Below are 16,285 nucleotides of genomic sequence, written 5' to 3'. Positions count from 1 at the left end.
TGTTTTAAAAAATCATTATCAAGAAAGCTTTGTTTAATTTCTTGTAAAACAAAACTACAATCATCAAATTCTAAAGATATTTTAAAATGAAACTATTCATAATTACCTTTTTATTATTAACCACTCTTCATAGCAATGCTCAAGAGGTACTTCATCAAAATAAAGAATCGAAAAAAGAAAAAATGATTGTTTATGGTAGTGATAGTTGCCATAGTTGTTTGGATACAAAAGCTTTTTTAAGAGAAAAAAACATTAAATTCACGTATTACGATATTGATGTAAACAAAGCAAAAGAGCAAGAAATGTTAGTAAAACTTCAAAAAAATAATATTTCTACACAAACTTTAAGCTTACCAGTAGTAGATCATAAAGGAGACGTTTTTTTAAACAAAGGCAACTTACAGGAGTTTCTAAAAGTTTTAGCTAAAAAAATAGAAAATGATGAAAATTAAAAAACCTAATTTAAGTTTCTGGCAAATCTTTAATATGAATGTAGGATTCTTAGGGATTCAATTCAGTTTTGGCTTACAACAAACCGCTGTTAATCCTATATTTTCATTTTTAGGTGCAAATCATGAAGATTTACCTTTGTTAAATCTTGCTGGTCCAGTTACAGGTTTAATTATTCAACCAATAATCGGAGCAATTTCAGACAAAACATGGTCTCCACGTTGGGGAAGAAGAAAACCATTTTTTTTAATTGGTGCTTTAATAGGTAGTTTGTGTTTGTTTGCTTTTCCTTATAGTCCATCTCTATGGTTTGCAGTTGGTTTACTATGGATTCTAGATGTTGGTAATAATATGGCCATGGAGCCTTATCGTGCTTTTGTAGGTGATAAATTACCAAACAAACAATTGAGTTTTGGCTACCAAATGCAAAGTCTATTTGTTGGGGCTGGTATTGTACTGGCCAATGCATCTATCTTTCTTTTTCAAGATTGGTTTGGTGGTGCAGAAACAATAACAGAAAATGCTACAGTTATTCCTAAATGGTTGTATTATTCATTTTTTATAGGTGCAATCCTTTCTGTTTCAACAATACTTTGGTCAGTTCTTAAAACACCCGAAATTCCTCCATCAGATATCGAGTTACAAGAAATTGAAAAACACAATACTTTACCTTTTATTGAGCGAATAAAAACACCTTTCAAAGAAATTGTTGATGCGATAAAAGATATGCCAAAATTTATGTGGAAATTAGCTTCTGTATATCTTTTTCAATGGTATGCATTATTTATTTATTGGCAATTTATTTCCTCTATGTTTGAAGAAAGTATGGGTTTTAATAAATCGGAAGCATTAAGTCAGGCTGCAAAAATGAATACAACTTACAATATTTCTACCATTGTTTTTGCCTTAGCTCTAGTACCATTAGCTTTAAAATGGGGAGGTAAAAAAGTGTATGTAGTAAGTTTATTTTTAACAGGTATTGCTATGCTTAGCATCCCAAACATACAAGACCCAACTTTGGTTATTTTACCTATGATTTTGTTTGGTATTGGTTGGGCTGCAATGATGGGTATTCCATACGCTATGGTATCTAAAATTGTACCACAAGAAAGACGTGGTGTTTATATGGGTATTTTAAATATGATGATTGTAATCCCTATGGGAATTCAAACATTAACTTTTGGCCCAATTGTAAAAAACCTTTTAAATAACAGCGCTGTAAATGCTATTTTATTAGGAGGTGTATTTTTTATAATTGCTGCATTTTTAGGACTTAGACTTAAAGAACCAAAATCAATTACAGACTAAATTTAAAATTCTATTTATCTAAAAAAATAGAAAAACGATAAAGAAATTAATTTTGAAAAAAAGTAATAAAAACATAGATATATTATGTGTGGGAGAAGTTTTAGTAGACTTTATAGGCCATCAAAACAATGTGCTAATAAACGAAACTAGAGATTACCACAGATATTTAGGTGGTTCGCCTGCTAACGTAGCTATGAACTGCAAAAGACTGGGTTTAAACGCCACATTAATTTCCACTGTTGGAAATGATGGTTTTGGAGAATATATTTTTAAAAGATTAGAAGAAATTAATATCAATACTTCAAACATCAAAAAATTAGAAAACAAATCTACAAGTGTCATATTTGTTTCAAAATCAAATGGAACACCTGATTTTTTACCTTATAGAGATGCAGATTGCGATATTTCAGAAAATCAAATTACAGCTGAAATTTTATCACAAACCAAAATTTTTCATACCACTTGTTTTGCGTTAAGTAAAAACCCTGCACAAACTACTATTCTTAAAAAAGCTGAAGAAGCTTACAATAAAGGATGTAAGTTAAGTATCGACATCAATTACGCCAAAAAACTTTGGAGTTGTAGAGAAGAAGCTTTACAGGTTATTAAAAATTATTGTCAATACAATCCACTAATAAAAATTAGTGAAGATGATATGTTGCGTCTTTTTGAAAAAGCATTACCTCATCAAGAAATTTTTGACTTCTTTCACAATCTAGGTGTAGAAACTGTATGTTTAACTTTGGGTAGTAAAGGTGTAAAACTATCTCAAAAAGGAGAAAAAACAATTGAATTACCAGCAATTAAAATAGAAAAAGTAATGGATACCACTGGTGCAGGAGACGCTTTTTGGTCTGGTTTTCTTTTTGCTTATATTAAAAAAAAATCTATTGAAGAATGTTTACAGGTTGCTTTAAAACTAGCTGCTTTAAAACTGCAGAACGTAGGTAGATTACCCAACAACATCAATATTTTATCAAAACTTTTATAAGTTTTAATTAAAAAACAACTTTTTTATGTCATCAGAAAAAAATACTACAATTTCTAATGGTGTTATGCTAAACGCATATCCAGATAGTATTGGAACAAATTTAAGTGATACTATTAAAATGCTTCAAAAAGAAGATTTTAAAGATGTATTTTCTCTGTTTTATGTGTTGCCTACTTTTTTTAATAGTGATTTAGATAGAGGGTTTTCAGTAATAGATTATAACCTAAATAAAGATTTAGTTTCTAAAGAAGATTTAAAAGCATTAGAAAAACTGAACATCATGCTCAAGTTTGATATTGTTCTCAATCATTTATCTGTAAATTCTCCACAATTTAAAGATCTTTTAGAAAAAGGAGAAGCATCTAAATACAAAGATTTTTTTATCAATTGGAATACTTTTTGGAAAGAAAATGGAACAAAAAATGAAAATGGCATTGTAATTCCAAAAGAAGAATTTCTTAGTAAATTATTTATGAGAAAATCTGGATTACCCATTTTAAAAGTTCCTTTTCCTGATGGTTCTGAAAAACCCTATTGGAACACTTTTTATCAAGAAATTAAATACAAAAAAATTTCACAAAAAGACATCACTGAAGCTATACCCCAACTTTCAGAAAAAGCTGAATTGGTTTGTCATAAAATCAATTCAGCTATTCTTAAAAATGAAAATCTTTCTTCTTTACATTTTGAGGATTTCAATAAATATAAACAAGAAGTGTTACTATTAATTTACCGCAAAGCAACTTATTTAGGTCAAATGGATGTGAATGCCAAATCTGAATTAGTTTGGGATTTTTACGAAGAAACTTTAGCTAAGGTAAAGAGTTTTGGATGTAAAATATTACGCTTAGATGCTTTTGCTTATCTGCACAAAGAAATTGGTCAATCTAACTTTTTTAACAAACCCGGTACTTGGCAATATTTAGATAGAATTAATCAAATTGCTAAAAAAAATGATTTAATTCTTTTACCAGAAATTCATGCTGAATATGGTTTAAATTTACATGACGAGGTTGCACAAGAAGGTTATCAAATCTATGATTTTTTCTTACCAGGCTTAATGATTCATACTCTTGAAACTGCAAATTCTAATGCGCTTTTAACATGGGCAAAAGAAATTATAAACAAAGGATATAAAACAGTAAATATGTTGGGTTGCCATGATGGAATTCCTGTATTAGATTTAAAAGGAAAAGAAGTTGATGGAAAATACAATAAGGGTTTATTAGAGGATGCTGAGATTGAAACGATAATGAATACTGTTTTAGAACGTGGTGGAAGAGTAAAAAACTTGTTTGATGCCTCTGGAAATAAAATTTCATATTACCAAGTCAACGCAACTTTTTTTAGTGCTTTAGGTGAAAATGAACAAAAATTAGTATTAGCAAGGGCTATTCAAATGTTTATGCCAGGAATTCCACAAGTTTGGTATTTAGATATTTTTGCTGGTAAAAATAATTATGCTGCTGCAGATAGTGGTACTAGTGGAGGACATAAAGAAATTAATAGAACAACGCTTTCAAATAAAGATATAGAAATTGGCCTTAAAAAAGAAGTTGTTCTAAATCAACTTAAAATAATGCGATTAAGAAATACTTCTAAAGCTTTTTTAGGTAAAGTAGTAATCGATGATTCTAAAGTAAACGAATTAGATATAACTTGGACTAACAAGAACGAATTTGCACATTTAAAAGCAAATTTAAACACACTTTCTTTTTCCATCAATTTTTCTGAAAACAACATCACAAAAAAAATGACTTTCTAAACCTTATTTACAGTGTTATTCTTTGGCAATTTCATTTATGCTTTGCTTGAAAAACCTATATTTGTACTTTACAAACAAATAGTAGATTTTTATGAGCAATTCCAGAAAAAGACACGAGGCTTTACTCTACCATGCAAAACCAAAACCAGGTAAAATTGCAGTAGTCCCTACAAAAAAATATGCTACTCAGCACGATTTAGCTCTGGCATATTCTCCAGGTGTTGCAGAACCTTGTTTAGAGATTGAAAAAGACAAGAACAACGCATACAAATACACTTCTAAAGGTAATCTAGTGGCTGTAATTTCTAACGGAACTGCTGTTTTAGGTTTGGGTGATATTGGCCCAGAAGCTTCAAAACCTGTAATGGAAGGAAAAGGTTTACTATTCAAAATTTTTGCAGACATTGATGTTTTTGATATTGAGGTAGATGCCACAGATGTTGATAAATTTGTAGAAACTGTAAAAGCGATTGCACCAACTTTTGGCGGCATTAATTTAGAGGATATCAAAGCACCAGAAGCTTTTGAAATAGAAAGACGCTTAAAAGAAGAGTTGAATATTCCTGTTATGCATGATGACCAACATGGAACTGCAATAATCTCTGCAGCTGCTTTAAAAAATGCAGTAGAAATTTCTCAAAAAGATATTTCTAAAATTACAATGGTTGTTAATGGTGCAGGTGCTGCTGCCATTTCTTGTGCTCGATTGTACTTAAAATTAGGCGTAAAAAGAGAGAATATTGTAATGTGCGATAGCAAAGGTGTTATCAGAAAAGATAGAGACAACCTCACTTCGCAAAAAGCAGAATTTGCCACATCAAAAGACCTAACTACCTTAAATGAAGCCATGCAAAACGCAGATGTGTTTATTGGTTTATCAATGGGTAATGTAGTTTCACCAAAAATGTTACTATCTATGGCAAAGAATCCAATTGTCTTTGCAATGGCAAATCCTGTTCCAGAAATCGATTATGATTTGGCAGTAGCTACAAGAAAAGATATTATCATGGCAACTGGTAGATCCGATCACCCAAATCAAGTAAATAATGTACTGGGATTCCCATTTATTTTTAGAGGAGCACTAGATGTCAGAGCCACTAAAATTAATGAAGAAATGAAATTGGCTGCTGTACACGCTTTAGCTGATTTGGCTAAAAAATCTGTTCCTGAACAGGTAAATATTGTGTATGATGAAGTGAGCTTAACTTTTGGTGTTGAATATATTATTCCAAAACCTTTTGATCCAAGGTTGATATATGAAATTCCGCCTGCAATTGCAAAAGCAGCTATGGATTCTGGAGTAGCTTTAGAACCAATTTCAGATTGGGATAAATACAGAGATGAACTCATGGAGCGTTCTGGATCTGGAAGTAAAGAAATTCGATTAATACATAATAGAGCTAAAAGCGATAGAAAAAAAATTGTATTTGCAGAAGCAGATCAGTTAGATGTTTTAAAAGCAGCACAAAGAGTTCACGAAGAAAAATTAGGACACCCGATTTTATTAGGAAGAAAAGAACTGATTTTAGCTTTAAAAGAAGAAATTGGTTTTACAGATGATGTGCCAATTTTAGATCCAAAAACAGATGAAGAAAGAGAAAGAAGACATCGTTTTGGTGAAGCTTATTGGATAAAAAGACAGCGAAAAGGGAAAACACTTACTGAGGCTAAAAAATTAATGCGAGAGCGTAACTATTTTGGTGCAATGATGGTAAATGAAAACGAAGCTGACGCTTTAATCACAGGATATTCAAGACCTTACCCAACTGTGGTAAAACCTATTTTAGAACTAATTGAAAAAGATAAAGGAATTTCTAAAATTGCAGCATGTAACTTAATGTTAACCCAACAAGGCCCAATTTTTTTAGCAGATACTACAATAAATATCAACCCAAGTGCAAAAGATTTGGTTAAAATATCACAAATGACCTCGAAGCTTGCGAAAATGTTTGGTATGAAACCTCATGTGGCTATGCTTTCGTTTTCGAATTTTGGTTCATCGAACACAGAAACCTCCAAAAAAATTAGAGAAGCTGTATCTTACATTCATCGTCATTTTCCGGATGCTGTTGTAGACGGAGAAATTCAGGCTGATTTTGCCTTAAATCCAGAAATGCTCGCAAAAAAATTCCCTTTTTCTAAGCTTAATGGTAAAAAAGTAAACGTATTAATCTTTCCGAATTTAGAGTCTGCAAACATTACGTATAAATTATTAAAGCAAGTTGAAAAAGCTGAGTCTATTGGGCCTGTTATTTTGGGTTTAAGTAAAGCTGTACATGTTTTACAATTGGGGGCAAGTGTAGATGAAATGGTAAATATGGCTGCATTAGCAGCTGTTGATGCGCAACAAAGAGAAAAGAATAAAAAATAGTACTTTTGGGGCGTTAATATTAGTTTATGATAACACAAATTAGAGGACGACTTGTTGAAAAAAACCCTACAGAAGTAGTTGTTGATTGCAATGGTGTTGGGTATTTACTGCACATTTCTTTAAATACTTTTTCTGCATTACCAACAGATGAAAATGTAGTTTTATATACACATTTATCTATCAGAGAAGATGCTCACACGCTTTTTGGTTTTATCAATAAAACTGAAAGAGAGGTTTTTAAACTGCTAATTTCTGTTTCTGGTGTGGGGCCAAGTATTGCAAGAACAATGTGCTCGTCAATGACCTCAGAAGAAATTCAAAATGCAATTGCCTCAGAAAATGTAAGAGTCATTCAATCAGTAAAAGGAATTGGCGCAAAAACAGCTCAAAGAGTTATCGTAGATTTAAAAGATAAAATTCTTAAAACCTTTGATATTGATGAAGTTTCTGTAACTGCGAGCAATACGAATAAAGATGAAGCGTTATCTGCTTTAGAAGTCTTAGGTTTTCAGCGCAAACAATCAGACAAAATTGTAAATGCTGTTTTAAAAGAAAACCCAGACGCAACTGTAGAAAAAATCATAAAACTAGCTTTAAAAAATTTATAATCAATTGTTTAGATTATCAAAAAAAATAGTCTTAGTATTTCTTGTTACGATTTCAGTAAATGCTTCTTTATCGGCTCAAACCACAAAAAGTAAAGATTCTACTGTAGTTAAAAAAGATACTTTAGATTTAAAATACGATTTTAAAAATACCCAAAAAGGAGGTTTATTCTTAGATGATTTGGCTAAAAAAGAAGTAATTTTCGACAAAGCCTTAAACAAATATGTAATCATAGAAAAAATAGGCGATTACTATACCAAAACACCTATTTTTTTAACACCTAAAGAATATGCAAAATATCGTTTAAAACGAGATATGTTGCAATATTTTAAAGATAAAGTAAGCGCAACAAATAGCAAAAAGAAAGGAGCTGCAGCTGCCCAAAGAGATTTACTTCCAGAATATTATGTAAACTCTAAATTTTTTGAAACGATTTTTGGTGGTAATACGATTAAAGTAACTCCAACAGGAAGTTTAAATTTAAAACTTGGTTTTATTTATCAAAATACCGAAAATCCACAAATTTCTGAAGAAAATAGAAGTAGTTTGGTTTTTGATTTTGATCAACAAATTAATGCAAGCCTACGTGCAAAAGTTGGGGAACGCCTTGAGTTTAGCGCAAATTACGATACACAGTCTACATTTGATTTTCAAAATTTAATAAAAATTGACTACACACCTACAGAAGATGACATTTTACAAGGTATTGAAGCTGGTAATGTTGCAATGCCTATTAAAAACTCATTAATTAATGGTGCACAGAGTTTATTTGGGGTAAAAGCAAAATTACAATTTGGTAATACCAATGTAACTGCAGTTTTTTCGCAACAAAATTCCGAAAGCAAAACAGTGGTTGCAGAGGCAGGTGCTTCTATCGAAGAGTTTGAATTAAGAACTACTGATTACGATAATGATAGGCACTTTTTCTTATCGCAATTTTTTATTGATAATTATGCCAATTCTTTAAAGCAATACCCATTAATTAGCAGTCAGGTAAACATTACACGAATTGAAGTTTGGATAACCAACAGAAATGCAACTACCGAAGATTTTAGAAGTATTGTTGCTTTTGCTGATATTGGTGAAACGAATAATCCAAATGATAGTAATAACTTTTATAGAAATTTAGTTGATGATGCTGGTGCTGTAACTCCTAAAACACCTATTAGTATAAATGCCAGTGGGCAACAACTATTTTTACCTCATAATGATGCAAATAACCTTTCTGATGAAAGTATTTTAACTGGCATTAGAGATGTTTCTACTGTAGAATCTACTTTAAACGGACTCTCAATGGCATCAGGTACAGACTACTCTATTTTAGAAAATGCAAGAAAATTAAGCCCAAATGAATATCGTTTAAACTCGCAATTAGGTTATATTTCTTTAAATAGAAGATTAAATGATGGCGAAGTTTTAGCAGTTGCATACGAATACACAGTTGCAGGTACCGTTAATGGCAGCACACAAAAATCATTTAAAGTCGGTGAATTTTCTAATGATGGTATTCAAGCACCACAAAATTTAGCTGTAAAATTATTACGTTCAGAAATTTTACAAACCGTTCGCGAAAACCCTGTTACTTTAGAGAAAGAATCTTTTCCTACATGGCGTTTAATGATGAAAAACATTTATGCACTTGGTGCTTTTCCTTTAACACAAGATGGTTTTCGTTTCGAAATTCAGTATAGAGATGATGATACTGGTATTGCATCAAATGTTTTGCAAAATGCAGACACTCCAGATATTCCTAATTTACCTTTAATTCAGGTTTTTAAACTAGACCAATTAGATCAAAGTCAATTTAGAAACTCCGATGGTTTTTTTGATTATGTAGAGGGCATTACTGTAAATTCTCAAAACGGATATGTAATTTTTCCAGAACCAGAACCTTTTGGTAATGATTTAGTGTTAGATGATAACAACCCAAATGACATTGGTTTAAATCCAAATGTAGATAGTAAATTTATCTTCAAAGAATTGTATTTAAATACCAAAATCAACATTAAAAATAACTTTCAAAATAAAGACAAATACTTTTTAAAAGGGTACTTTAAATCAGAAAGTGCAGGTGGAATTCCTATTGGCGCATTTAATGTACCAAGAGGATCAGTAAGAGTTACTGCAGGTGGCAGACAATTGGTTGAGGGGGTTGATTATGTTGTGGATTATCAGCTGGGTAGAGTGCAAATTATTGATCCTGGTTTACGCGCTTCTGGCACACCAATAAATGTATCCACAGAAAATAATGCGGTTTTTAATCAACAAAGAAAAACCTTTATGGGGGTTGATATTGAGCATAAATTTTCTGACGATTTTGTAGTTGGTGGTACCGTTTTAAATGTAATGGAAAGACCATTAACCCCAAAAGTTAATTTTGGTTCAGATCCTATAAACAATACCATGTTTGGGGTAAATATCGATTATGCTACAGAAGTACCGTATTTTACAAAACTTGCCAATAAATTACCTTTTGTAGATACAGACGCACCTTCTAATTTATCAGTAAGAGCAGATATGGCGTATTTATTACCTGGTACACCAAGTGGAATTGATGTTGCTGGTGCTGCCACTTCTTATATTGATGATTTTGAGGCTTCACAAATACCAATTAGTTTATTATCGGCTTTAGATTGGTATGAAGCAAGTACACCAAAATATAATGATATTACAGATCGATTTAATGGTAATGCAAGTGGCTTAACTTATAATGATAAAAGAGCAAAATTAGCTTGGTACAGTATAGATCAAATTTTTTACGGACTTGGAGAAACCCCAGCAAGTATAAATGCAGACGAACTTTCTAGGGCAGAAACCAGACAAATTAATTTTAATGAATTATTTCCGAATCAACAATTTGACATCACACAAAACACCTTACTAAGAACCTTAGATTTGGCTTATTTTCCAGAAGAGAGAGGTTCGTATAATTTTAACATTAAAACTGACGAGGTTAATGATGATGGTACTTTAAAAAATCCTGAAGAAAATTGGGGTGGAATTATGCGACCATTAAATACCAATAATTTTGACCAAGCCAATGTAGAATTTATTCAGTTTTGGGTAATGGATCCGTATCAAAATTATTCAATTACAACAGAAGAAGGTTTGCCTGCTGGTGTAGATCCAAATAACATATCGAATCAAGTTGGAGATTTATACATCAATTTAGGTAATGTTTCTGAAGATATTGTAAAAGACAATCGCAAGATGTTTGAAAACGGTTTACCTGAAGATGGATTAAAAGTAAATGATGTTAATGTAAACAGAACGATTTGGGGAGATGTACCCAGAAATCCTTCAATCATTTATGCTTTTAGTGAAGAAGATGGGGCTAGAAACAATCAAGATTTAGGTTTTGATGGCTTAACTGATGCAGAAGAGCTATCAAATTTAGCAACAAATTTAGGGGTAGCACCAGAAACTTTACCTAGCTACCTTACGAACGACCCTGCTTCTGATAACTTTCAATTCTTTAGAGGAAGTAATTTAGATGCAATCAATGCATCCATTTTAAGAAGGTATAAAGACTTTAACAATACGCAAGGAAACTCACCTACTTTAAATCAATCTCCAGAAACCTATCCTACTTCATCTACAACGTATCCAGATGTAGAAGACATCAACAGAGACCAAACCATGAATACTGTTGAAAGTTTTTATGAGTACAAAATTTCGATGAATAGAAATGATTTACAAAAGGGGAAAAATTTTATTGTAGATCAAAAAACAACTTCTGTAACTCTAGAAAATGGGAATACACAACAAACCACTTGGTATCAATTTAGAGTACCTATAAGAAATGGAACACCTATAAACGGAATTACTGACTTTAATAGCATTCGTTTTGTAAGAATGTATTTGACCAATTTTAAAATGCCAATTGTACTTCGTTTTGGAGAATTAGATTTGGTTCGTGGAGATTGGAGACGTTACTTAAGAACCATAGATCCAGATATCGATCCAAGTAGAGATTTAAATCAAGCAGAACTAGAAGGTTTTGAAGTAGGTGTAGTAAGTATTGAGCAAAATAACGGAACGTATCAAACTCCACCAGGTATTGAAAGAGAACGTTTACAAGGTACAACCACGGTTCAATTACAAAATGAACAATCTGTAACTTTAAAAGTTACTAATCTTGAACCAGGAAAAACTAGAGCTATTTACAAAAACATTAGTGTAGATTTAAGACGTTTTAAAAACTTGCAAATGTTTATGCACTTACAAAGTGTAGAAGGTGAAGCTCCTGTTACTGACCAAGAATTGTCAGGAATTATTCGTTTAGGTACTGATTTAGATGAAAATTACTACGAAATAGAATTGCCTTTAAAAGTCTCAGAAACTGGCAATACAGCTGAACAAATTTGGCCCGAAGAAAATAACCTGAATGCCTTTTTAGAAACCTTAGGAAAGGTAAAATTAGAAAGAGATGGTTTAGGCGAACCTATTAATGAACCTTATACAGCCAAAGATCAAGGAGAGTTGCCTTATAAAGTAACTGTAAGAGGTAACCCAACTCTAGCCCAATTAAGAACTATTGTTTTAGGGGTAAAAAACACCAGTTTTAGTAACAAAAGTGGTGAAGTTTGGTTTAACGAATTACGTTCTTCTGATTTTGATAACGAAGCTGGTTGGGCTGCAGTGGTTAATGCAGATGCAAATTTTGCTGATGTTGCCAATGTTTCTCTTTCAGGTAGTATGCAAACCATTGGTTTTGGTAATGTAGAAGATAGGGTTGCTCAACGTACTTTAGACGAAACCAAGCAGTATGATATTAACACGTCTGTTAACTTAGCTAAAATATTTACACCTCAAAAATGGGGAATTCAAATACCAATGAGTTATAGTGTTGGTGAAACTTTTATTGACCCGAAATTTGATCGTCAATATCAAGATGTGGAGTTTAGTGAGGTAAAATCTTTCTTTGAAGCTCAAGATCCAAGTCCGCAAAGAGAACAAGCCTTAGAGAACATCAATAATTCTAGAGATTATACCAAAAGAACAAGCATAAGTTTTATCAATGTAAAAAAGAATAGAAACCCAAACACAACCAAAAAACCTAAATTTTATGATGTAGAAAATTTAGCGGTTTCTTATTCTCATAATCGAGAATTTCGTAGAGATTACAATATTCAAAAGTTTATTAACGAAAACGTAATGGCTTCTGCTGGATATAATTTTAATTTTGATTCTAAACCAATTGAGCCTTTTAAAAAGAACGATTCTTTGTTTAGAAGTAAATATTGGAAATTTTTAAAAGACCTTAATTTTAATCCAATTCCGACTACATTAGCCATCAACTCAAGAATCAATAGAAGTTATAATGAGCAACAATCAAGAAATTTAATTGAAGGGCTGTCTGAACAGCCAGAATTAATTCAACGTAGATTTTTATTTGACTGGGATTATACTATAGGTTTCGATTTAACAAAATCAATACAACTTAATTTTAATGCTACCAATAATTATATTTATGATGCCTTTGGTAGTGGCGAAGAACTGCAAATTTTTGATAACTTCTTTAACACAGGTAGAGCAAATCAATACCACCAAAAATTAAACGGCACCTACCAATTACCTTTAGATAAATTTCCTTTCTTAAAATTTATAAAAGCAGATTATGCCTACACAGCAGATTTTGATTGGCAGGTATCCTCACAAGATGAAACCATTGCAGCACAGATTGGTAACGTAATTCAGAATGCAAATACACACAACTTAAATACCACTTTTTCTTTCGATCAGATTTACAAAAAAATTGGTTTTGAAAGATTATTGTTAACCAAAACCCAACGTAAAAATGCGAAAGGCAAAAATCTATCAAGAATAAGACCAAAGAAAAAATTACCAATTGGTAAGCAGATTTTAAAAACTACTTGGAGTCTTTTAACGTCGGTTAAACAAGGTAAAATTAGTTACACCGAAAATAATGGACAGTATTTACAAGGCTATGATCAAGGTGTTGGTTTCTTAGGTGGGGCACCTACTGCATTTGCTTTTGGTAGTCAAGTAGATATTAGAAACAAAGCGCTTGTAAATGGTTGGTTGGTAAACCCTAGGGCAGAATCTGAAGAATATTTTAACAAAAGATATAGTAGAACACATTATAACAAACTAGATTACACCTTTACTTTAAAGCCCATTACAGATTTAAATATTGATGTTAGAGGTAATAAAATACAAACTAGAGATATTTCACAACAAGTAGATGTGATTACTGCTAGTGACCCAATTGCGAATCCTAATGGATTATTAGACAACACCATAGATACTTTCGAAACCGGAAACTTTAGTAGCAGTCACTCAATGTTTTCAACAGCATTTACAGATGGTGACGCTTTGTTTCAAACCATGAAAGATTCTAGAGTTGAAATTTCTCAAAGATTAGCATCAGAAAACGGTATTGATACCAATGATCCTGCAAATATTAATGATGATGGCACAGTAAAAGGTTTTGGCGCCAATAGCCAACAAGTTTTATTACCAGCTTTTATGGCTGCTTATTCTGGCAAAAGCCCTGCTAAAGTAAATACTGGGTTGTTTAGAAATATTCCAATACCAAACTGGACTTTACGTTACAGTGGATTTATGAAAATGCAATGGTTTAAGAAAAACTTTTCTTCATTTGTTGTATCTCATGGTTATAAATCATCCTATACCATTTCTAACTTTACCAACAACTTACAATATAATGATGGCACAGCATTATCAGAAACTAATGCTGCTGGTAATTTTGAGTCGCAAAGATTAATTGCAAGTGCCACTTTAGTTGATGAATTTTCACCTTTATTAAAGGTAGATATGAAAATGAAAAACTCATTTTCTTTAAGAGGAGAAGTGAAAACAGACAGAACCTTAACTATGAACTTTAACAATAGCACATTAACTGATATTTCAGGTACTGAGTATATTTTTGGTTTGGGATATGTATTTAAAAACGTAACAATGAATACACGTTTTACAGGTAAGAAAACTACTTTAAAAGGTGATATTAATTTAAGAGCAGATGTTTCTCTAAGAGATAATTTAACACAAATTAGATATATAGATGAAGATAATAACCAAATTAGTGGTGGCCAACGATTATTTTCTATTAAATTTACCGCAGATTATATATTAAGTAGAAATTTAACAGCTTCTTTTTATTATAACCATCAAACATCTAAATTTGCAATATCAACCACGTTTCCAAGACAAGCCATTAATGGTGGTGTGAACATTGTTTACAATTTAGGCGGAAATTAAAAGTAAATTCAAATTCATAAATAACTATTAAAAAATGAACATTCCATCAGAATTAAAATATACAAAAGATCACGAGTGGATTAAAATTGAAGACAATATTGCTATTGTTGGTATCACAGATTTTGCACAAGGCGAGTTAGGTGACATCGTTTATGTTGATGTAGATACTTTAGATGATACTGTTGAAGAAGGTGAAGTTTTTGGATCTGTAGAAGCTGTAAAAACAGTTTCTGATTTATTTATGCCTTTAACAGGTGAGGTAATTGAATTTAATGAAGGTTTAGAAGATGAACCAGAATTGGTAAATTCAGATCCTTACAATAAAGGCTGGATGATTAAAATAGAAATCTCTGACAGCACACAAATAGAAAACTTACTAGATGCTGAAGCGTATAAAAACCTTATTACTCAATAATTTAATTATTATTGCAATAGCTATTACTATAGGTATTTTATGCTTAAGTTTAATAAAAGTTTCTAATGTACCAAGTATGGAAATTAAAAACGTAGACAAAGTATATCATGGTATTGCCTATTTTAGTTTAACAATTACTTGGTTGTTTACTTTTTATAAAAAACCTCAAAAAAAATATATTGTAGTTGTACTGTGTATATTTTTTGGCATAATTATTGAAATATTACAAGCAAATTTAACAGCTTATAGATCAGGAGATCTTTTAGATGTTTTAGCAAATAGCCTAGGTGTGCTATTGGCTTTATTGATTTTTAACATATTTTTTAAAAAAAATCGTGTTAATTCATCTTCATAGTTGTAATTAACACAATAATTTAATTAAATTAGCGACCTATAAAAAACTCTTTAAGATGGAAATTAAGAAAAATCCAAAATCAAACTTAGAAAATTTTAGTAAAATATTCATTCAGATTGGTCTTGTTCTTACGATGTTTGTTGTTTACAAAGCCATAGAATATAAAACTTATGACAAAACCTATGGTGATTTAGGTGTTGTTACTATGAATGCAGAAATGGAAGAAGAAATTCCCATTACTGAAAGAGTTGAGCCAGTAAAGCCAAAAACTCCACCACCACCAACTCCAGAAAAAATTGAAGTTGTGGAAGATGAAAAAGAGATTGAAGAAACTGTAATTGAATCTACAGAAACTGATGAGACTGAGGCTATTGTTGTAGAAGAAATTGAAGAAGTAGAAGAGGTAGAAGAAGTAATCGAAGACGTAAGTTTTATGATTATTGAAGATGTGCCAGTATTCCCAGGCTGTAAAGGTGATAAAAATGAATTAAAAAAATGTTTTAGTGAAAAAGTACAAAAGCATTTTTCTAGAAAATTCGATGCAGATTTACCTAACGAATTAGGATTATCACCAGGTAGAAAAAGAGTATTTATTGCTTTTAAAATCGATAGAAATGGTGATATCGTAAATATTCAAGCAAGAGCACCACACCCAAAAATTAAAAGTGAGGTTGTAAGTGTTATGAACCAATTACCTAAAATGAAGCCAGGAAGACAAAGAGGAAAGCCAGTAGGTGTTAAATACAGTATTCCATTTACTTTAATTGTTGAATAAAAAC

At 31.5% G+C, this 16,285-nt stretch carries 10 protein-coding genes; all 10 read left to right on the top strand.

All coding sequences use genetic code 11. The annotated features are described in order from the left end of the window. The first annotated feature begins 86 nt into the window (after positions 1–86). The 10 genes from ACTG3V_RS08570 (at position 87) to ACTG3V_RS08525 (ending at position 16,281) form a co-directional block, all read left to right on the top strand. The gene (locus ACTG3V_RS08570; RefSeq protein ID WP_439131745.1) at positions 87–452 is read left to right on the top strand and encodes a glutaredoxin family protein; all 366 of its coding nucleotides are present in this window, start codon (positions 87–89) and stop codon (positions 450–452) included. Beyond that, positions 442–1,758: an MFS transporter gene (locus ACTG3V_RS08565; RefSeq protein ID WP_439131757.1), complete on the top strand. Its 1,317-nt coding sequence runs from the start codon at positions 442–444 to the stop codon at positions 1,756–1,758. Before ACTG3V_RS08570 ends, ACTG3V_RS08565 begins: the two co-directional genes overlap by 11 nt. A 52-nt stretch (positions 1,759–1,810) precedes the next feature. Then, the gene (locus ACTG3V_RS08560; protein WP_439131744.1) at positions 1,811–2,749 is read left to right on the top strand and encodes a carbohydrate kinase family protein; all 939 of its coding nucleotides are present in this window, start codon (positions 1,811–1,813) and stop codon (positions 2,747–2,749) included. Between the two features lie 25 nt (positions 2,750–2,774). Continuing rightward, positions 2,775–4,514, top strand: coding sequence for a glycosidase (locus tag ACTG3V_RS08555; RefSeq protein WP_439131743.1), 1,740 nt, complete (start codon positions 2,775–2,777; stop codon positions 4,512–4,514). Between the two features lie 91 nt (positions 4,515–4,605). Continuing rightward, entirely contained in the window at positions 4,606–6,885 is a 2,280-nt protein-coding gene (locus ACTG3V_RS08550) for an NADP-dependent malic enzyme (RefSeq protein WP_439131742.1), read from the top strand. A 26-nt stretch (positions 6,886–6,911) separates the two neighbouring features. Next, positions 6,912–7,493: a Holliday junction branch migration protein RuvA gene (gene ruvA / locus ACTG3V_RS08545; protein ID WP_439131741.1), complete on the top strand. Its 582-nt coding sequence runs from the start codon at positions 6,912–6,914 to the stop codon at positions 7,491–7,493. A 4-nt stretch (positions 7,494–7,497) separates the two neighbouring features. Then, a complete protein-coding gene (gene sprA, locus ACTG3V_RS08540) occupies positions 7,498–14,736 on the top strand; it encodes a cell surface protein SprA (protein WP_439131740.1) in 7,239 nt (2,412 codons plus the stop codon). 34 nt (positions 14,737–14,770) lie between these two features. Further along, complete coding sequence (gcvH, locus tag ACTG3V_RS08535) at positions 14,771–15,151, top strand: glycine cleavage system protein GcvH (RefSeq protein ID WP_439131739.1); 381 nt, start codon at positions 14,771–14,773, stop codon at positions 15,149–15,151. Beyond that, positions 15,117–15,506 (top strand): VanZ family protein, encoded by a 390-nt coding sequence (locus ACTG3V_RS08530; protein WP_439131738.1) that lies wholly within the window; start codon positions 15,117–15,119, stop codon positions 15,504–15,506. Before gcvH ends, ACTG3V_RS08530 begins: the two co-directional genes overlap by 35 nt. A 55-nt stretch (positions 15,507–15,561) precedes the next feature. Beyond that, on the top strand, positions 15,562–16,281 hold the full coding sequence (locus ACTG3V_RS08525) for an energy transducer TonB (RefSeq protein ID WP_439131737.1): 720 nt from the start codon (positions 15,562–15,564) through the stop codon (positions 16,279–16,281). The last annotated feature ends 4 nt before the right edge of the window (positions 16,282–16,285 follow it).

The organism is Polaribacter sp. (assembly GCF_965660385.1).
Lineage (GTDB): Bacteria > Bacteroidota > Bacteroidia > Flavobacteriales > Flavobacteriaceae > Polaribacter.
The sequence above is the reverse complement of the archived record's forward strand: the minus strand, read 5'-3'. Positions and strand labels throughout refer to the sequence as shown.

Excerpts from the sequence above, each read along its gene's own strand:
- ACTG3V_RS08570 (WP_439131745.1), top strand. The coding sequence starts at position 87 with ATGAAACTATTCATAATTACCTTTTTATTATTAACCACTCTTCATAGC.
- ACTG3V_RS08565 (WP_439131757.1), top strand. The coding sequence starts at position 442 with ATGAAAATTAAAAAACCTAATTTAAGTTTCTGGCAAATCTTTAATATG.
- ACTG3V_RS08555 (WP_439131743.1), top strand. The coding sequence starts at position 2,775 with ATGTCATCAGAAAAAAATACTACAATTTCTAATGGTGTTATGCTAAAC.
- ACTG3V_RS08550 (WP_439131742.1), top strand. The coding sequence starts at position 4,606 with ATGAGCAATTCCAGAAAAAGACACGAGGCTTTACTCTACCATGCAAAA.
- ruvA (WP_439131741.1), top strand. The coding sequence starts at position 6,912 with ATGATAACACAAATTAGAGGACGACTTGTTGAAAAAAACCCTACAGAA.
- gcvH (WP_439131739.1), top strand. The coding sequence starts at position 14,771 with ATGAACATTCCATCAGAATTAAAATATACAAAAGATCACGAGTGGATT.
- ACTG3V_RS08530 (WP_439131738.1), top strand. The coding sequence starts at position 15,117 with ATGCTGAAGCGTATAAAAACCTTATTACTCAATAATTTAATTATTATT.
- ACTG3V_RS08525 (WP_439131737.1), top strand. The coding sequence starts at position 15,562 with ATGGAAATTAAGAAAAATCCAAAATCAAACTTAGAAAATTTTAGTAAA.